Source organism: Paenibacillus sp. VCA1, from assembly GCF_031583795.1.
Classification (GTDB): domain Bacteria; phylum Bacillota; class Bacilli; order Paenibacillales; family Paenibacillaceae; genus Paenibacillus_AQ; species Paenibacillus_AQ albilobatus.
This window is the reverse complement of the sequence record NZ_JAVLSX010000002.1, coordinates 130,019-146,489: the sequence shown is the minus strand read 5'-3', so window position 1 is coordinate 146,489 and position 16,471 is coordinate 130,019. Positions and strand designations below refer to the sequence as shown.

Annotated in this window: 14 protein-coding genes; 13 read left to right on the top strand and 1 reads right to left on the bottom strand. The window is 55.7% G+C overall.

The window, feature by feature from the left end; translation table 11 throughout:
* Window positions 1-239: 239 nt before the first annotated feature.
* The 11 genes from coaBC (at window position 240) to spoVM (ending at window position 12,984) form a co-directional block, all read left to right on the top strand.
* Window positions 240-1,463 (top strand): bifunctional phosphopantothenoylcysteine decarboxylase/phosphopantothenate--cysteine ligase CoaBC, encoded by a 1,224-nt coding sequence (gene coaBC, locus RJP21_RS04140; RefSeq protein WP_160040907.1) that lies wholly within the window; start codon window positions 240-242, stop codon window positions 1,461-1,463.
* Window positions 1,463-4,003 carry a primosomal protein N' gene (gene priA / locus RJP21_RS04135; protein ID WP_310858603.1) on the top strand — a complete coding sequence of 847 codons (2,541 nt, stop codon included), beginning with the start codon at window positions 1,463-1,465 and terminating at the stop codon, window positions 4,001-4,003. The genes coaBC and priA overlap by 1 nt, the downstream gene beginning before the upstream one ends.
* Before the next feature lie 85 nt (window positions 4,004-4,088).
* Window positions 4,089-4,571: a peptide deformylase gene (def, locus tag RJP21_RS04130; RefSeq protein WP_160040909.1), complete on the top strand. Its 483-nt coding sequence runs from the start codon at window positions 4,089-4,091 to the stop codon at window positions 4,569-4,571.
* Between the two features lie 6 nt (window positions 4,572-4,577).
* Complete coding sequence (gene fmt, locus RJP21_RS04125) at window positions 4,578-5,510, top strand: methionyl-tRNA formyltransferase (protein WP_310858219.1); 933 nt, start codon at window positions 4,578-4,580, stop codon at window positions 5,508-5,510.
* The gene (rsmB, locus tag RJP21_RS04120; RefSeq protein ID WP_310858218.1) at window positions 5,507-6,880 is read left to right on the top strand and encodes a 16S rRNA (cytosine(967)-C(5))-methyltransferase RsmB; all 1,374 of its coding nucleotides are present in this window, start codon (window positions 5,507-5,509) and stop codon (window positions 6,878-6,880) included. Before fmt ends, rsmB begins: the two co-directional genes overlap by 4 nt.
* A 210-nt stretch (window positions 6,881-7,090) precedes the next feature.
* Window positions 7,091-8,131, top strand: a complete 1,041-nt coding sequence (gene rlmN / locus RJP21_RS04115) for a dual-specificity RNA methyltransferase RlmN (RefSeq protein WP_310858217.1) — start codon at window positions 7,091-7,093, stop codon at window positions 8,129-8,131.
* 7 nt (window positions 8,132-8,138) lie between these two features.
* Window positions 8,139-8,915 carry a Stp1/IreP family PP2C-type Ser/Thr phosphatase gene (locus tag RJP21_RS04110; RefSeq protein ID WP_160040917.1) on the top strand — a complete coding sequence of 259 codons (777 nt, stop codon included), beginning with the start codon at window positions 8,139-8,141 and terminating at the stop codon, window positions 8,913-8,915.
* Complete coding sequence (gene pknB / locus RJP21_RS04105; protein WP_310858216.1) at window positions 8,912-11,023, top strand: Stk1 family PASTA domain-containing Ser/Thr kinase; 2,112 nt, start codon at window positions 8,912-8,914, stop codon at window positions 11,021-11,023. The genes RJP21_RS04110 and pknB overlap by 4 nt, the downstream gene beginning before the upstream one ends.
* 127 nt (window positions 11,024-11,150) lie before the next feature.
* Window positions 11,151-12,065, top strand: a complete 915-nt coding sequence (gene rsgA, locus RJP21_RS04100) for a ribosome small subunit-dependent GTPase A (RefSeq protein WP_310858215.1) — start codon at window positions 11,151-11,153, stop codon at window positions 12,063-12,065.
* A 5-nt stretch (window positions 12,066-12,070) separates the two neighbouring features.
* Entirely contained in the window at window positions 12,071-12,733 is a 663-nt protein-coding gene (rpe, locus tag RJP21_RS04095; RefSeq protein ID WP_310858214.1) for a ribulose-phosphate 3-epimerase, read from the top strand.
* Between the two features lie 170 nt (window positions 12,734-12,903).
* On the top strand, window positions 12,904-12,984 hold the full coding sequence (spoVM, locus tag RJP21_RS04090) for a stage V sporulation protein SpoVM (protein ID WP_036707696.1): 81 nt from the start codon (window positions 12,904-12,906) through the stop codon (window positions 12,982-12,984).
* 302 nt (window positions 12,985-13,286) lie between these two features.
* Here the strand turns inward: spoVM and rpmB are convergent, their stop codons facing one another.
* Window positions 13,287-13,475 carry a 50S ribosomal protein L28 gene (gene rpmB, locus RJP21_RS04085; protein WP_081992147.1) on the bottom strand — a complete coding sequence of 63 codons (189 nt, stop codon included), beginning with the start codon at window positions 13,473-13,475 and terminating at the stop codon, window positions 13,287-13,289.
* A gap of 285 nt (window positions 13,476-13,760) precedes the next feature.
* On the opposite strand from rpmB, the gene RJP21_RS04080 reads away from it, so the two are divergent.
* Both RJP21_RS04080 and RJP21_RS04075 read left to right on the top strand, forming a co-directional pair.
* Window positions 13,761-15,551, top strand: coding sequence for a DAK2 domain-containing protein (locus tag RJP21_RS04080; RefSeq protein WP_310858213.1), 1,791 nt, complete (start codon window positions 13,761-13,763; stop codon window positions 15,549-15,551).
* Window positions 15,552-15,603: 52 nt separating this feature from the next.
* Window positions 15,604-16,461 carry a DegV family protein gene (locus RJP21_RS04075; RefSeq protein ID WP_160040927.1) on the top strand — a complete coding sequence of 286 codons (858 nt, stop codon included), beginning with the start codon at window positions 15,604-15,606 and terminating at the stop codon, window positions 16,459-16,461.
* The last annotated feature ends 10 nt before the right edge of the window (window positions 16,462-16,471 follow it).

The window sequence follows — 16,471 nt, the reverse complement described above, 5'->3', positions numbered from 1 at the left end:
AGACGGCCTTCAGCGGTTGCTGAACCAATCTATAACCGAAGGGGGAGGCGGGTCTGCTTTCCTGCCTTCGTGTCCATAGAGACAGGAACGAATACAACCGCAAGGTTGTATTTTTTTTAAGATAACATAAGATCGACCATCGTATGAACCCCGCAAAGGAATGGAACGGGAACGGAGCGCCGTTTCCGCTTTGTGGGGATGTTTTTTCTCTATTCCGAAGCGAAAGAGGGCGGATAACTATGTTAAACGGAAAAACGATCGTGCTTGGCGTGACCGGCGGCATTGCGGCATTCAAGGCGGCAAGCCTGTGCAGCAAGCTGGTTCAAAAAGGGGCGGACGTCCATGTCATCATGACATCCTCGGCCAAACAATTCATCACGGAGCTGACGCTGCAAAGCTTGTCCAAAAACGCGGTATTCAGCGACACGTTCGACGAAAGGGATCCCGCCGTCGTATCCCATATCCGTTTGGCTGATGCGGCCGACCTGGTGCTGATCGCCCCGGCGACGGCCAACATGATCGGCAAAATGGCCCACGGACTGGCGGACGACATGCTGTCGACGACGCTTTTGGCGACGACCGCGCCGGTGATGGTAGCTCCCGCGATGAACGTGCATATGTACGGGCATCCTGCCGTCCAGGAAAACATGAAGACGCTGGATCGGCGGGGCGTCATGATGATCGAACCCGGCGAAGGGTTGCTGGCCTGCGGTTATGTCGGAAAAGGACGGATGGAGGAGCCGGAGACCATCGTGGCCGTGGTCGAGCAATATTTTGCCCGCAAGGAGCAGGCGGAGCCCGGTCTTCTGCAGGGGAAAAAAGTCGTCGTCACCTCCGGCGGGACGATCGAGCGAATTGATCCGGTCCGTTATATCACCAACGACTCCTCCGGAAAAATGGGGTTTGCCATTGCGAAAGCGGCGCGCGAGATGGGGGCGGACGTGCGTTTGATTTACGGGCGCACCGACGTGGCGCCTCCGGCCGGCGTCGACGCCGAGCCCGTTCAATCGGCGGAAGAAATGTACCGGGCCGTGCTGAAGCATTGGGAAAGCAGCGATCTGGTCATTAAAGCCGCGGCGGTGGCGGATTATCGTCCGGCCGAAACGGCAAGCAGCAAAATCAAGAAAAAAGGCGACACGATGACGCTGGAGCTCGTCAAAACGGTCGACATCCTGGAGGAGCTCGGCAAAAGCAAAACGCATCAGTTTTTGATCGGGTTTGCCGCGGAAACCCACGACGTCGAAACGTATGCGAAAGACAAGCTGCGCCGGAAAAACGCAGACTTGATCGTCGCCAACGACGTGACGGCGGAAGGTGCAGGCTTCCGTTCGGACACGAACATCGTGCAGGTGTTTGACGAGGCGGGGCTTGTGGAGCAGATGCCCGTCATGTCCAAAGACGACATCGCGCGGAGGCTGCTTGCGATCGCGGCCGGGCGCATGAAAGAAGCGGGGAACCGATGATGCTCCCGCAAGTGGCCAAAGTCATCGTCGATGTGCCGGTAAAAGATACGGACCGTCCGTTCGATTATTTGATTCCGGAATCGATGCGGGCATGGCTTGAAGTCGGAAGCCGGGTCGGCGTTCCTTTCGGCCACAGGACGGTTCAGGGGTTCGTGGTCGGATTGCAGGATCACCCCTCTCCCGGCGGGATGCGCCTGAAGAGCATACAGGAGGTGCTCGACGTCGTTCCTCCGCTCTCCCCCGAACTCGTCGAGCTTGCGCAATGGATGAGCCAAAGGTACGCCTGCCGCTTCATTACGGCGCTTCAGGTGATGGTGCCGACGGCGCTGAAGGGCAAGGCCGAACGATATATTTCGCTTGGAGATCCCGCGGACAGGACGGAGGAAGAGGACGATTATTCGCTGGTGCGGGTCGTCGCCGAGCCGACGAAAGAAGCAAAAACGATCATGGCTTACGTGGCGCAAAAGGGAGAGGTTCCCGCGCAGCAGCTCAGCCGCCTTTTCCCGGATAGCGCCGAAACGATCAAAACGCTGCTCCGAAAAGGGATTTTGCAGGAAAACCAGTCCATTAAGGACAAGTTGCAAAAGAAAACGCTCAAAGCGGTCGATCTTGCCGTCGAGGCGCATGAGGCGGAAGCCGCTCTGCCGGATTTTCCGGCCAAGGCGCAGCGGCAGCGGGAAGTCCTTCAGTTCATTTTGGAGATGAAAGAGCTGCTCCCCCTCCCGTTAAAAGAGGTTTTGACGACGCTGCAGGTTTCGGCGGCCACCGTCAAAGGGCTGGCGGACAAGGGATTTATCGCGATCGAAGACGTGGAAGTGTTCCGCGATCCGTACCGCGGCCGCCGCTTCAAACCGTCGGAGCCGCTTCGGCTGAACGATGAGCAGCAGCATGCGTACGACAGCATCCGCGATACGCTGGATGCGAGCAGGCACGGCGTATTCCTTTTGCACGGCGTGACAGGCAGCGGCAAAACCGAAATTTATTTGCAGACGATCCAGCACTGCATCGGGCAGGGGCGGCAGGCGATCGTGCTTGTCCCCGAAATTTCGTTGACCCCGCAAATGGTGGAGCGGTTCAAAGGGCGGTTCGGCGACCAGGTGGCCGTCATGCACAGCCGCCTTTCCGGCGGCGAGCGTTACGACGAATGGCGGAAAATACGCGAAGGCAAAGTCAAAGTGGCGATCGGGGCCCGTTCCGCCGTGTTCGCGCCCTTTGACCGGATCGGCCTCATCATTATGGACGAAGAACATGAAACCTCTTATAAACAGGAGGAAAGCCCTAAATACCACGCCCGGGACGTAGCGGTCCGAAGGGCGCGCCAGCACGGTGCGGCGGTCGTGTTGGGTTCGGCGACGCCTTCGCTCGAAAGCTATCACGCGGCCCGTTCCCAAGCGAACGACGAGTTTGCGCCCTTGCTGCTGGAAATGAAACGCCGGGCGCTTGGCAACGAGCTGCCGACGGTACAAATCGTCGATATGCGGGAAGAACTAAAAGAGGGCAATCGCTCCATGTTCAGCCGATCCTTGCATCAGGCTCTCGGGATCCGGCTCGAGCGCGGGGAGCAGACGGTGCTGCTGCTCAACCGCCGCGGTTATTCCACGTTCGTCATGTGCCGCAGCTGCGGGTACGTGGCGGGCTGCCCCGAATGCGACATTTCTTTGACGTATCATCAAAAGTCGAACAATCTCCGCTGCCATTATTGCGGATACGCCGAACCGGCGCCGTCCGTCTGCCCGGAATGCGGCAGCGAGCATATCCGTTATTTCGGAACAGGCACGCAGCGGGTCGAAGAGGAGCTCGCCAAGCTGTTCCCCGGCATCCGGGTCATCCGCATGGATGTCGACACGACGACGGAAAAAGGTTCGCACGAAAAGCTGCTGAAGCAATTCCGCGACAAAAAGGCGGATGTCCTGCTGGGCACCCAAATGGTCGCAAAGGGACTGGATTTTCCGGACGTGACGCTCGTCGGCGTCATCACCGCCGATTCCGCCCTCAACCTTCCCGACTTCCGGGCAGGGGAAAAAACCTTCCAGCTGCTGACGCAGGTCGCCGGACGGGCGGGAAGGCACCAGCTGAAAGGGGAGGTATTGATCCAGTCCTATACGCCGGATCATTATTCAATCATTCACGCGAGCGGACACGATTATCTCGCTTTCGTTCGGGATGAGCTGAAACACCGCCGCAACCTTCATTATCCGCCGTACTGCCGGCTGATTCTGATCACGCTGTCGCATGAGCAGCTGCCGCTTCTGGTCCGCATGGCGGAAAACATGGTGTCCGTCCTTCAAGGCAAAGCAAGGCAGCGGGGCTGGTTCGGCAGCCTGGATCGGCTGACGGCCGACGCGTTTGACGTGCTTGGGCCGGTCGCTTCGCCCATTCCGAGGATAAAAAATAGATACAGATTTCAATGTATGGTAAAATGGCGTGGGAATATCGACGCTGTCGGCCTCGTCCGCGAGTCGGCGGAGCAGCTGGAGGAGACGGCCCATAACCAGAAACTGCAAATCAGCATTGACGTGGATCCGCAAATGCTGATGTAGCCCTTGTCCCATGCATTGAAACATGAAATGAAAACCATATGGATCATGAAATCCGTACACGAATAAGCATAAGGAAGGTGTCATCATGGCAATCCGCATTATCGTCAAAGAACCCGATGCCGTACTGCATAAAACGGCAAAAGAAGTGAAGGAAATTACCCCGAACGTCAAAAAATTGTTGAACGACATGGCTGAAACGATGTACGACGCCGAAGGCGTAGGCCTTGCCGCCCCGCAGGTCGGCATTCTGAAACGGCTCATCGTCGTGGATGTCGGAGACGAGCACGGCCTGATCAAAATGGTCAATCCGGTCATCCTTGAAAAGGAAGGCGAACAGTTCGGTCCGGAAGGCTGCCTCAGCATCCCCGGCTATAACGGCGACGTGCGCCGCGCCGAGAAGGTGACGGTCAAAGGGCTGGACGAAAACGGCAACGAGCTCACGATTACGGGAACCGGGCTGTTATCCCGCTGCTTCCAGCATGAAATCGACCATCTGGACGGCGTTTTGTTTACGGACATCGCCGAAAAAGTGTACGAGTACGTGCCTGAACGTTCCGGAAGGGAGTAATGCTTCATGAATATCGTATTCATGGGGACGCCGGCTTTTGCCGTTCCCAGCTTGCGGATGCTGCTCAGCGAAGGGTATAACGTCGTAGCTGTCGTCACCCAGCCGGACCGTCCCCAAGGACGCAAGAAAGTGCTGACGCCGACGCCCGTCAAAGAGGTTGCCCTGGAACACGGCATTCCCGTGCTTCAGCCGCAGCGGATGCGCAGCCCCGAGGCTGTAGCGGAGCTTGCGGCGTACAAGCCGGATCTGATCGTGACGGCCGCGTACGGGCAAATTCTTCCGAAGAGCGTTCTCGAACTGCCAGCCAACGGCTGCGTGAACGTCCACGGATCGCTTCTGCCCAAATACAGGGGCGGGGCGCCGATCCAGCGCTGCATCATCAACGGCGAAACCGAGACGGGGATTACGCTGATGTATATGGCCGAGGGCCTCGATACCGGAGACATGATCGCCCAAGTGAAAGTAGCGATCGACGAAGAAGATACGTCGGGCACGCTGTTCGAGAAGCTGAGCCTGGCAGGCGCGGAGCTGCTGAAAGAGCAGATGCCGCGGCTTGCGGGCGGCCGGGTGGAAGCCGAGAAGCAGGACGATGCGCAGGCGACGTATGCGCCGAACCTGAAACGCGAGGACGAAAAAATCGACTGGAACGCGTCCACGCGCGACATATACAACCAAATCCGCGGCCTTGTCCCGTTTTCCGGCGGTTTTGCCTTGTGGAACGGGGACGTGTTCAAGGTATGGGCTGCCCGCAAGGCGGACAAGGCGTCCAAAGACGCGGCTCCCGGTACGGTGCTTCAGCTGACGGACCAAGGGATCGAGGTCAAAACGGGAGATGGTTCCCTATGGCTGACCCGGGTGCAGCCGAGCGGCAAAAAGCAGATGGAAGCGGCTGAATTCGTGCGCGGCAACACGATGGCGCCGGGGACGGTGTTAGCGTGAACGCGGACAAACGCCAAAGCAAAACGCGGACTTCGGCCCGGGAGCTTGCCCTTGACGTGCTGACACGGGTCGAAGAGAACAAAGCGTACAGCAATTTGCAGCTGAATTCGGCCCTTCAGCGGGCTTCCTTGTCGAGGGAGGACGCGGGCTTGGCGACGGAGCTCGTGTACGGCACGATCTCCCGGCTCAATACGCTCGATTATTTTCTCGACCGGTTTGTGTCCAAGGGCATCCGCAAACTGCAGCCGTGGGTCCGCAATTTGCTGCGGCTGAGCTTGTACCAGCTGATGTATCTGGACCGGATTCCGCCGCATGCCGCCGTAAACGAAGCGGTGAATCTGGCCAAACGCCGGGGACATCAAGGAATATCCGGCATGGTGAACGGAGTGCTGCGGAACGTGCTCCGCAACCGGGAAGAGCTTGCGCTGCCTGACGGGCTTCCCGCCGCCGAGCGCATTGCGCTTGAGCACTCCCATCCGCAGTGGATGGTGGAGCGGTGGATTCGCGCATACGGCGAAAGCGCCGCCGAAGCGATTTGCCGCGCGAACAACGAACCTCCGGCGGTCAGCGTGCGCGTGAACACGACGATGATCAGCCGTGAAGGCATGTTGGCCGAAATGGAGAAAGCGGGCGTCCAGGCGGCTCCATCCCCGCTTTCTCCGGAGGGGATTCTCGTATACGGCGGCGGCAACATGGCGCTTTCCGATTGGTACCGCGACGGCCAAATATCGATCCAGGACGAAAGCTCGATGCTGGTCGCCGGCGCCGTCGGTCCCGCCCCGGGCATGCGCGTGCTCGATTGCTGCGCCGCCCCGGGCGGGAAAACGGCGCATATGGCGGAGCTCATGAAGGACCAGGGCGAAATCGTCGCCAACGATCTTCATGAGCATAAACGCAAGCTGATCGAAGGCCAGGCCGAAAGGCTGGGTCTCGGCAGCATCCATACGGTGACGGGCGACGCCCTGAAGCTGGCCGACCGGTATCCGGCCGGATCGTTCGACCGGATTTTGCTTGATGCTCCCTGCTCGGGGCTTGGCGTCATCCGGCGCAAGCCCGATCTGAAGTGGACCAAAACGCCGGAAGATATCGGCGAAATCGCCGGCCTTCAGCGGAAGCTGCTGGATTCCGTGTCTTCCCTTTTGCGCGTCGGCGGCATGATGGTGTACAGCACCTGTACGATCGATCCGGAGGAGAACGAGCGGACGGTGCAGCATTTTTTAAAGACGCATCCGGGGTTCGGAGTGCCGGAGGATTCCGGCGGGACATGGGGACGGCTGCATGCGGGCGCAGACGGAGCGGGCGTGCAGATTTTGCCTCAGGATTACCACAGTGACGGCTTCTATATCGCCAGAATCCAGCGATTCTTTTAAACTACCGGGCCGTAAAAGAGATCAATCGGGACAGGATGATCCCGCGCCATGCGGTTTGTCGTCTTCGAAAGCGCGTCGATAGACGCGTTCCCTAACCCGCTCGGGCCATCGCTTCGGCGGGGTTTCTCTTTTACGGCTACTTTTATTTGTGTTAAAATAGGAAGAATGAGAAACAATATGCATATGAATGATAAAGACAGGTGTGATGAAATGAAGCCTTTTATATATGATTTGAACCTGGACGACCTTCAGGCATGGGCAAAAGAAAACGGCGAACCCGCCTTTCGCGCCAGCCAGATTTTTGATTGGCTGTACGTGAAAAGGGTGAATAACTTTCAGGAAATGACCAATCTGTCCAAAGAGCTTCGCGCGAAGCTGGAGGACCAGTTCCAATTCGTGACCCTTACGGAGATTACGAAGCTGGAGTCGAAGGACGGGACGGTCAAGTTTCTGTTCGGCCTTCATGACGACCATGCGATCGAGACCGTCATCATGAAGCATAATTACGGGAACAGCATTTGCGTGACGACCCAGGTCGGCTGCCGCATCGGCTGTACGTTTTGCGCTTCGACGCTCGGCGGGCTCAAGCGGAACCTGACGGCGGGCGAAATCGTCGCACAGGTGGTTCAAGCCCAAAAAATTTTGGATCAAAAAGGGGAGCGCGTCAGCAGCATCGTTATTATGGGCTCCGGCGAGCCGTTCGAAAACTACGAAGCGACGATGAAATTTCTCCGGATTATGATCCACGAAAAAGGGCTGAACATCGGGCAGCGCCATATTACCGTTTCGACCAGCGGCATCGTGCCGAACATCTACAAATTCGCAAACGAGGATACGCAGATCAACCTGGCGATTTCCATCCACGCGCCGAACGATATGCTGCGCTCCAAACTGATGCCGGTAAACCGCCGTTATCCTTTTGAGGACGTGATGGAGGCGCTTCGTTTCTATCTTGCCAAAACCGGCCGCCGCATTACGTTTGAATACGCCTTGATCGGCGGGGTGAACGACCGGCCGGAGCACGCGCAGGAGCTGGCGGACGTGCTGAAGGACATGCTTTGCCACGTCAACCTGATTCCGGTCAACCATGTGCCTGAACGCAAGTACGTCCGTACCTCGCGCAACGACATTTTCAAGTTTCAAAAAGTACTCGCGGAGAGCGGAGTCAACGTAACCATTCGGCGGGAGCAAGGCCACGATATCGCGGCAGCATGCGGACAACTGCGTGCGAAGCATATGGAGTTGAGGTGAATGAAACTTGATCAAAACAGTTCATGCCAGTAACATCGGCCGCGTCCGCTCGGTAAACGAGGACTCGGTCTGGATTGGCCACCTAGCGCAAGGATATACCATCGGCATCGTGGCCGACGGAATGGGCGGGCATCAAGCCGGCGATACGGCAAGCCGTCTTGCCGTCGATACGATTGCGGACGACTTGTCCTCTCTCGAAGAGGGCATGTCCGACGAAGGATTGGGCGCCGCCGTCAGCGACGCGATCCTGCATGCCAACGACGTCATTTACAGTGAAGCGTCCAAAAATGAAAAATATCACAACATGGGAACGACAGTCGAGGTGCTGCTGCTGCAGGATCGTTCCGGCGTCATCGGACATATCGGCGACAGCAGAGCTTACAAAATCGTAAACGGTCAAGCCGTTCAAATTACGGAGGACCATACGCTTGTCAATGAGCTTTACAAAAGCGGCCAGATCAGCCTCGAGGAAATGCAAACCCATCCGCGCCGCAACGTCATTATGCGCGCTTTAGGGACCGACCCCGAGGTATCTGTCGATCTGTATCCCGTGACGCTGTCTGCCGGAGAGGTGCTTCTTCTGTGCAGCGACGGACTCAGCAGCCTGGTCAGCGGCGAACATATCGCCCAAATTTCCGGCATGCTGGACGTCCCGCTGGAAGAACGGGCCGACCGGCTTCTGCAGCTGGCACTTCTTGCCGGAGGCGATGACAACATTACCGTCGCCCTGTTTGAACTTCAAGATGAAGTCTCCGGGCATAACATAAAGGAGTGGGATTCATGATCGGACACGAATTGGGCGGCCGTTATGAGATTATAGAACGAATCGGCGGCGGCGGGATGGCCCTTGTCTACAAAGCCCATGATTTGCTTTTGGGCCGCAACGTTGCCGTCAAGGTGCTGCGCCAGCAGTTTGTGCACGATGAGGAGTTTATTCGCCGTTTCCGCCGTGAGGCGCAGTCGGCTGCTTCGCTGTCTCACCCGAACGTGGTCAGCATTTACGACGTGGGGCAGGAAAACGAGATCCATTACATCGTCATGGAATACGTCGAAGGCCATAACTTGAACGAAATCATCAAGGAACGCGCGCCTTTGCAGGTGGAAGAGGCCGTCCGGATCGCGTCCCAAATTTGCGACGCGCTGGATCATGCCCATCAGAATCAAATCATTCACCGGGACATCAAACCGCATAACATCTTGATCGGCCGAAACGGCAGGGTGAAGGTGACCGATTTCGGAATCGCCCGGGCGGTTACTTCGACGACGATTACGCAAACCGGTTCCGTCGTCGGCTCCGTGCACTATTTTTCTCCGGAGCATGCCAAAGGCGTGACTACCGGGGAAAAATCGGACTTATATTCTTTGGGTATCGTGCTTTACCAAATGCTGACGGCACGCCTTCCGTTTTTGGGAGAAAGCCCGATCAGCGTCGCGCTGAAACATTTGCAGGAGGAATTCGAGGAGCCGCGCGAAGTGAATCCTCTCATTCCGCAAAGCGTGGAAAACATCATCCTCAAATCGATGCGCAAAAATCCGCAGGAGCGGTACCAAAGCGCCAAGGAAATGTTGCATGACCTGGACACCTGCCTTTCGCCGGAGCGCAGAAACGAGCCGAAGATCGACTTTTCGGACGTGGACGACGAGGATCGAACCCGCGTCATGCCGGCGATCAAACCGCAGCATATCGGACCGAGCCCGGTAAGATCCAGGCCGCTTCCTTCCGAAGAGCGGGAGGAACGCCGCGAGCCTGCGCCCGCGGCCCAAAAAACTAAAAAATCGGGGAAGCCGATTCTTTGGATCGGCTTGACGCTTCTGCTTTTGCTTGCGATGGCAGCCGTCGTGTTTTACGTGAATCATAAATTGGTCTTACCGAACGTCATCGTGCCGAAAGTCATCGGCCAAACGGAAGAAAATGCCCGTAAAATGCTTAATGATCGCGGGCTTGAAGTCGATCCCAACGTCATTCGGGCTTATAAGCCGGATGTCCCTGCAGGCGTGGTTTATGACCAGAGCCGGGACGAAGGAACCGAAGCCAAAAAAGGATCGCTTGTTCAGATTTCGGTCGGAATCGCCAAGCCTTTGAAAAAGATGCCTGACGTAAAGACGCGTCCAGTAGAGGATGCAATCAAGTTTCTGATAGATCAAGGCTTTAAAGAGGATAATATTGAGAAACGTGAGGAAAACAGCGACAAGCCTGAAAATACTGTCATTTCTCAAGAACCGGGCGCCAATGCGGAAGTCGATCCCGATAAGGACCATATCACGCTGACGGTCAGCAAAGGACCGGAAGAGGTACGAATGCCGAAGTTGATCGGCGAAACCCAGGAAAAAGCAGCCAAAATGCTGGCGGCGGCCGGGCTGAAGCTGGATCCGAACATCACGCAGGAGGCAAGCTACACGGTGCCGAAAGGCACGGTTATCGCCCAGTGGCCGATGGATCCGGACGCCTTGGTCGCTCCCAATACGGTCATTTCGATTACCGTCAGCTCGGGGTATCCGGCCGAAGCGATAAAATACACGTATAACGTGCCTGTCGCTCCGGATGAGGAAGGCAAAAACACGAAGGTCCGCATCGAATATTCGGATGCGACGACCAATGACCAGATGAAGGTATGGGGATCGAAAAATATTAAAACGATGCAAATCTTCCCGGTCGATCTGGTCGTCGGCCCGAACAAGGACGCTTCCGTCAAGGTCTACAAAAACGGTCAGTTGGTTGAAAACTATACCGTATACTACATGGACGTCAAAAACGGAACGGTGCCAGATATCGAGATCCGGTCCAGCGTTGGGGGTGATGGCTCACAAGGCGATGCCGGAGATGGGAATACGGGTCAAACGGGCGAAATCCAGGACCCGAATCAAGGGCAAGACCAGGATGAGCATCCCTGACCATCCCGGAAAAAAACCGGGCAAGGGCAAGAAAAAAGACAAAGATAACGAGAACGTCATTTATCAATATCACCATTAGGGCCGCCCGCCACGGGCGGTCTTTCGGAGAAAGCGAGGCCTTTCATGTATGCCTGAAGGAGTAATCGTGAAGGCGTTAAGCGGATATTATTATGTTAAACCACTCGAAAACGGAATGGCGGCTTCGGGGGACGGAGACGCGATCCAATGCAGGGCGCGCGGCATTTTCAAGAAAAAGGGCGTAACCCCGCTGGTCGGTGACCATATCCTCTATTCCCATACGGAAAACGGGGAAGGCGTGGTGGACGAAATTTTGCCGCGCCGCTCCGAGTTAATCCGTCCTCCGGTCGCCAACGTCGATTTGGCTGTTCTGGTATTTTCGGTGCGCGAGCCGGATTTGAATTTGCAGCTGCTGGACAAGTTTTTGGTGCATATCGAGCATGCCGGTTTGGAAACGGTCATCTGCCTGACAAAGCAGGACCTTCTGGAGGGAGGGGCCGGAGAAGATCCGGTCGCCCTGGTTCAATCGCTGTACGAAAATATCGGATATCAAGTCATCGTATCGAGCTCACGCTTAGGGCTGGGAACGGAACTGCTGACGGAACGTTTGAAGGGTCAAATCAGCGTTTTTTCGGGGCAATCGGGTGTAGGCAAGTCATCGCTGCTGAACCGGCTTGTCCCTGGGCTTGAGCTCGAAACGAGCGCCATCAGCATGAGGCTTGGGCGCGGCAAGCATACGACCCGCCATGTGGAACTGATCGAGCTTCCAGGCGGAGGTTTCGTGGCCGATACGCCGGGCTTCAGCCAGCTGGACTTTTTGGAGCTTGGCGTCGAGGAGCTGTCAACCTGCTTCAGGGAATTTGCTTCCTATGCGGAGGCATGCAAGTTCCGGGGCTGCAGCCATACCCATGAGCCCGGCTGCAAAGTCCGGGAGGCCGCCGAGGCGGGAAAGATCGCGGCGAGCCGTTACGAGCATTACGTGCAGTTTTTAAACGAAATGAAAGATAAAAAGCGGAGGTATTAACGGAAATGATTAAAATAGCGCCATCGATATTGTCAGCGGATTTTGCCCAACTGGGGCCGGAGGTTGCAGCGGCGGAAGCGGGAGGAGCGGACTGGATTCACGTGGACGTCATGGACGGGCATTTTGTTCCGAACATTACGCTGGGACCGGCGATCGTCAGCGCCATCAAGCCGCATACGAGCCTGCCTCTCGACGTTCACCTGATGATCGAGCGTCCGGAAGCTTATATCGCTGATTTTGTCCAAGCCGGCGCCGACGTGATTACCGTTCATGCCGAAGCCTGTACGCATCTGCACCGGGTCATTCACATGATCAAGGAGCATGGGATCAAAGCGGGAGTGGCGATCAATCCGGCGACTCCGGCGGCGGCCATCCAGGAAGTGCTCGAGGACGTGGATTTGGTTCTCGTCATGACCGTCAATCCGGGCTTTGGAGGACAGGCCTTCATTCCGCGCACGGTTCATAAAATCCGCCAGGTGCGCCAGTGGCTGAACGAAGCCTCGCGCTTTGACGTGCATATCGAAGTCGACGGCGGCATATCGAGCGAGACGGCGCCCCTGGTTGCCGAGGCCGGAGCGGACGTGCTTGTCGCAGGGAGCGCCGTTTACGGCAAACCGGACCGGGAGGCGGCGATCCGGGCCATCCGGACCAGCGCCCAAAAGGCATAAACCCAATATGGGCGGTTTCACTTGTCAGCCTTTGTCATAGGTCATGCCGTTTGCGCATACATTGGTTACATGAGCAGGGTTCTCATGTAACCTTTTTTTGTCCGTTTCTGCAGTGAACGTACTAAAGGCATACCATACGCGATGACATGAGAATATGGGGAGGGTGGAATATGAAATTTTATACGTTTAAGCTGCCAAAGTTTTTGGGAGGATTCGTAAAAGCTCTTTTAAACACATTCCATAAAAGCTGAAGACTCCTTATGGTATGCCGCTGATGCTAAAAAAACCTCTGACGCGAGGCGGCATGAAACATACCGAATATGGCCAAAGGCATTAAAAAAGCACCTGCTGTAAACAAGGTGCTTTTTGCTTATATGCTATTCTTAAGGTCTAAGAAAGTGTAAAACGTCCAAGAGGCTTGTCTATTTCTAGATCCGCCTCATCAGCGGTTCGTCATCCGTAGGCAGACGTTTTCCGGAATACAAATCGTATTCAGAAGAAAAAAATCCCGCGCGGGGCGAGGACTTTTCATTTGCATAAACAAATCGACGAATTATACGCGGGTAACTTTACCGGATTTGAGCGCACGAGTGCTCACATAAACGCGCTTAGGTTTGCCGTCAACGAGAATACGAACTTTTTGCACGTTTACGCCCCAAGAACGACGGTTACGGTTGTTAGCGTGAGAAACATGGTTGCCGCTTCCTGGCTTCTTGCCAGTCACATAACATTTGCGAGACATAGATTACACCTCCTTATTCCAAACACCTGCATAAAACAATACTTGTATATCATATCACAGCAAAATTTGCTTCGTCAACCGCCAGCCAAAAACATTTATTTCTGAGGTTTCTTATAGTACAATGATGAATAGCCCATACTGGTGTATTATGGGATGCTTCATTTATATATGGATGATCGGGGATTTTGTATTATCCTGAATAAAATTGGCGAAACGAAAACGTGAAAACGACGTATGTATAAGGACGCCAGTAGCTAGGGATCAAGCTAGGAAGGGGATTTATCATTGAGTAAGCGTTCTTTGAATGGGACAGATTTTACCGCTATGGTATTGGCCGGAGCGGAACAACTGCAGCAGCATGCAGAACATGTCAATTCTTTAAATGTTTTTCCGGTGCCTGACGGCGACACGGGAACCAACATGAATCTGACGATGAGTGCAGGTGTGACTGAGCTAAAAAGAAATCATTCCGACTCGATCGGACACAGTGCGGGGGTTTTGTCCAAAGGACTGCTGATGGGTGCGCGCGGAAACTCCGGCGTCATTACATCCCAGCTTTTCCGGGGCTTTGGCCGCTATGCCGCGCCTTACGATGAACTGAACGCGATGCAGTTCGCCGCGGCTCTGCAAACGGGCGTGGATGCTGCGTATAAAGCCGTTGTTAAACCTGTGGAAGGCACCATTTTGACGGTGGCCAAGGAGGCTGCCAAACATGCCGTCTTCTACGCGCGGCGGACCAACGACATTACTGAATTGATGGAACAAGTTCTTTTAAAAGCGCAGGAGACGTTGTCCCAGACACCGGAGATGCTCCCTGTACTGAAGCAGGTAGGCGTCGTGGACTCCGGGGGACAAGGCCTCGTTTATATTTATGAAGGTTTTCTGCGCTACCTGAAAGGGGCCCAGGACCACGCCGATTACCATGAAGCTCCGGCGGCAAGACAAGCACCGGCCGTTCTTAGTCCGGAGGCGCCGGCGGTTTCAAGCTCTGCGGTTGCGCAGCGGCCCGAGCTGGCCCAATCCAAAATCGAAACCGAAGATATTGAATTTTTGTACGATATGGAATTTTTCATCAACCGTCAGCTTGGCGGCGGGCAAGCGGCCGTATTCGATGAGGAGGAATTCCGGAAAGCGTTGTCAAAAAACGGAGACTCCATCATTATTATTGCGGACGATGAATTGATCAAAGTGCATGTCCATTCCAAGGCTCCGGGCGACGTGCTGAATTTGGCGCTCCGTTTCGGCGAAATTACCCAAATCCATATTTTGAATATGCGCGAGCAGCACCGGGACCTGCTGACGACCGGGCTTGACATCGCGCCGATGCCGGAACTTTTCGCGGATATGCCGGTAGACCCGGTTGATCATTCGCGCGAGCAGGCACCGGCGACGCCGCCGGCCGACGAAATGGCTCCGTACGGTTTTATCGCCGTGGCTTCAGGCCAAGGCATTGCCGACATTTTCAAAAGCCTGGGCATCGACGTCGTGCTGTCCGGCGGGCAAACGATGAATCCGAGCACGGAGGATTTCGTCAACGCGATCCGTTCGATCTCCGCCCAGCACGTATACATTTTGCCGAACAACTCCAATATCGTGCTTGCCGCCGAGCAGGCTCGCGAGCTGCTGGAAGGCGAGCGCAGCGTCACGGTGATCCCGAGCAAAAGCATTCCGCAGGGAATTTCCGCAGCGTTTGCGTTTTCCGAGGAGGAAATCGAGGATACGAACACAAGCAGCATGATGGACGCCATTGCCCGGGTGAAATCCGGCCAGGTTACCCACGCGGTGCGCGACACGCAGATCGACAATCTCGATATTAAGGCCGGACAATACATCGGCATCGAAAACTCGAAGATCGTGACGGTTGCCGAAAGCCTTTTGGCCTCCTGTCAGGACCTTTTGTCCAAAATGCTTGTCAGCGGCGACGAAATCGTGACCGTCCTTGCGGGTGAGGAAACGGATGCCGGCCTGACGGCGGAACTTGCGGACTGGATCGGCGACCGGTACCCGAATGCCGAAGTCGAAGTACATCAAGGCGGACAGCCGGTGTATTATTATATTTTTTCCGTAGAATCCTGATCGGACATGAAGCAAGGCAAAGTTAAAAAAACCTCTAAAGGAGGCCGCTCGCATGGCTCATGCGGTAATTGTGACGGACAGCACCGCTGACATACCGGAGGAACTGGTCGGCAAATACGACATTCATGTCGTCCCGCTTCGCCTCATGTTCGGAGAAGAAACGTTCGAGGACGGCGTGGACATATCGGCTGAGGTGTTCTATAAACGGCTTGTTCAGTCAGAGCAGCTGCCTACGACGTCGCAGGCTTCTCCTGCCGATTACATTGAAGTTTACCAAAATTTGATGAACGTTTTCCCCGACAGCCCGATTCTTTCTTTTCATATTTCGTCCGGGCTTAGCGGAACGTATCAATCGGCGCTGCTCGCCAAATCGATGCTCGATGACCCGCCGTCCATACATGTCGTGGATTCCAAATCGGCTTCCTACGGCTTTGGGCTTCTTGTGGTCCAGGCGGCCCGGCTCGCTGCCGAAGGAAAAACCGCAGAGGAAATTTTGGCGTCGGTAGAACAGGTTCGAAGGCAGCGCAAGTTATATTTTCTTGTCGATACGCTCGAATATTTACAGAAGGGCGGACGCATCGGCAAAGCGGCTGCCGTCATCGGCAACCTGCTGAACATCAAGCCGATCCTGTCGATCGACGAGGAAGGCATCATTTATGCGGTGGAAAAGGTCAGAGGCCGCAAAAAAGCGATATCCCGTATGATCGAGCGGTTTCAGGAGGATTTGGGCGGGACCCGGGACATCAACGTGGCCGTAGGCCATACGGCGGACCCGGCTTCGGCCGATCCAGTGCTTGAGGAACTGTCCCGGCATTATAACCTGAACGAGGTCGTGCTTACCAATATCGGTCCGGTGGTCGGCACCCATGTCGGTCCCGGAACGTTGGCCGTGTTTATCTGGCCGAATTAAAAATGAGGGA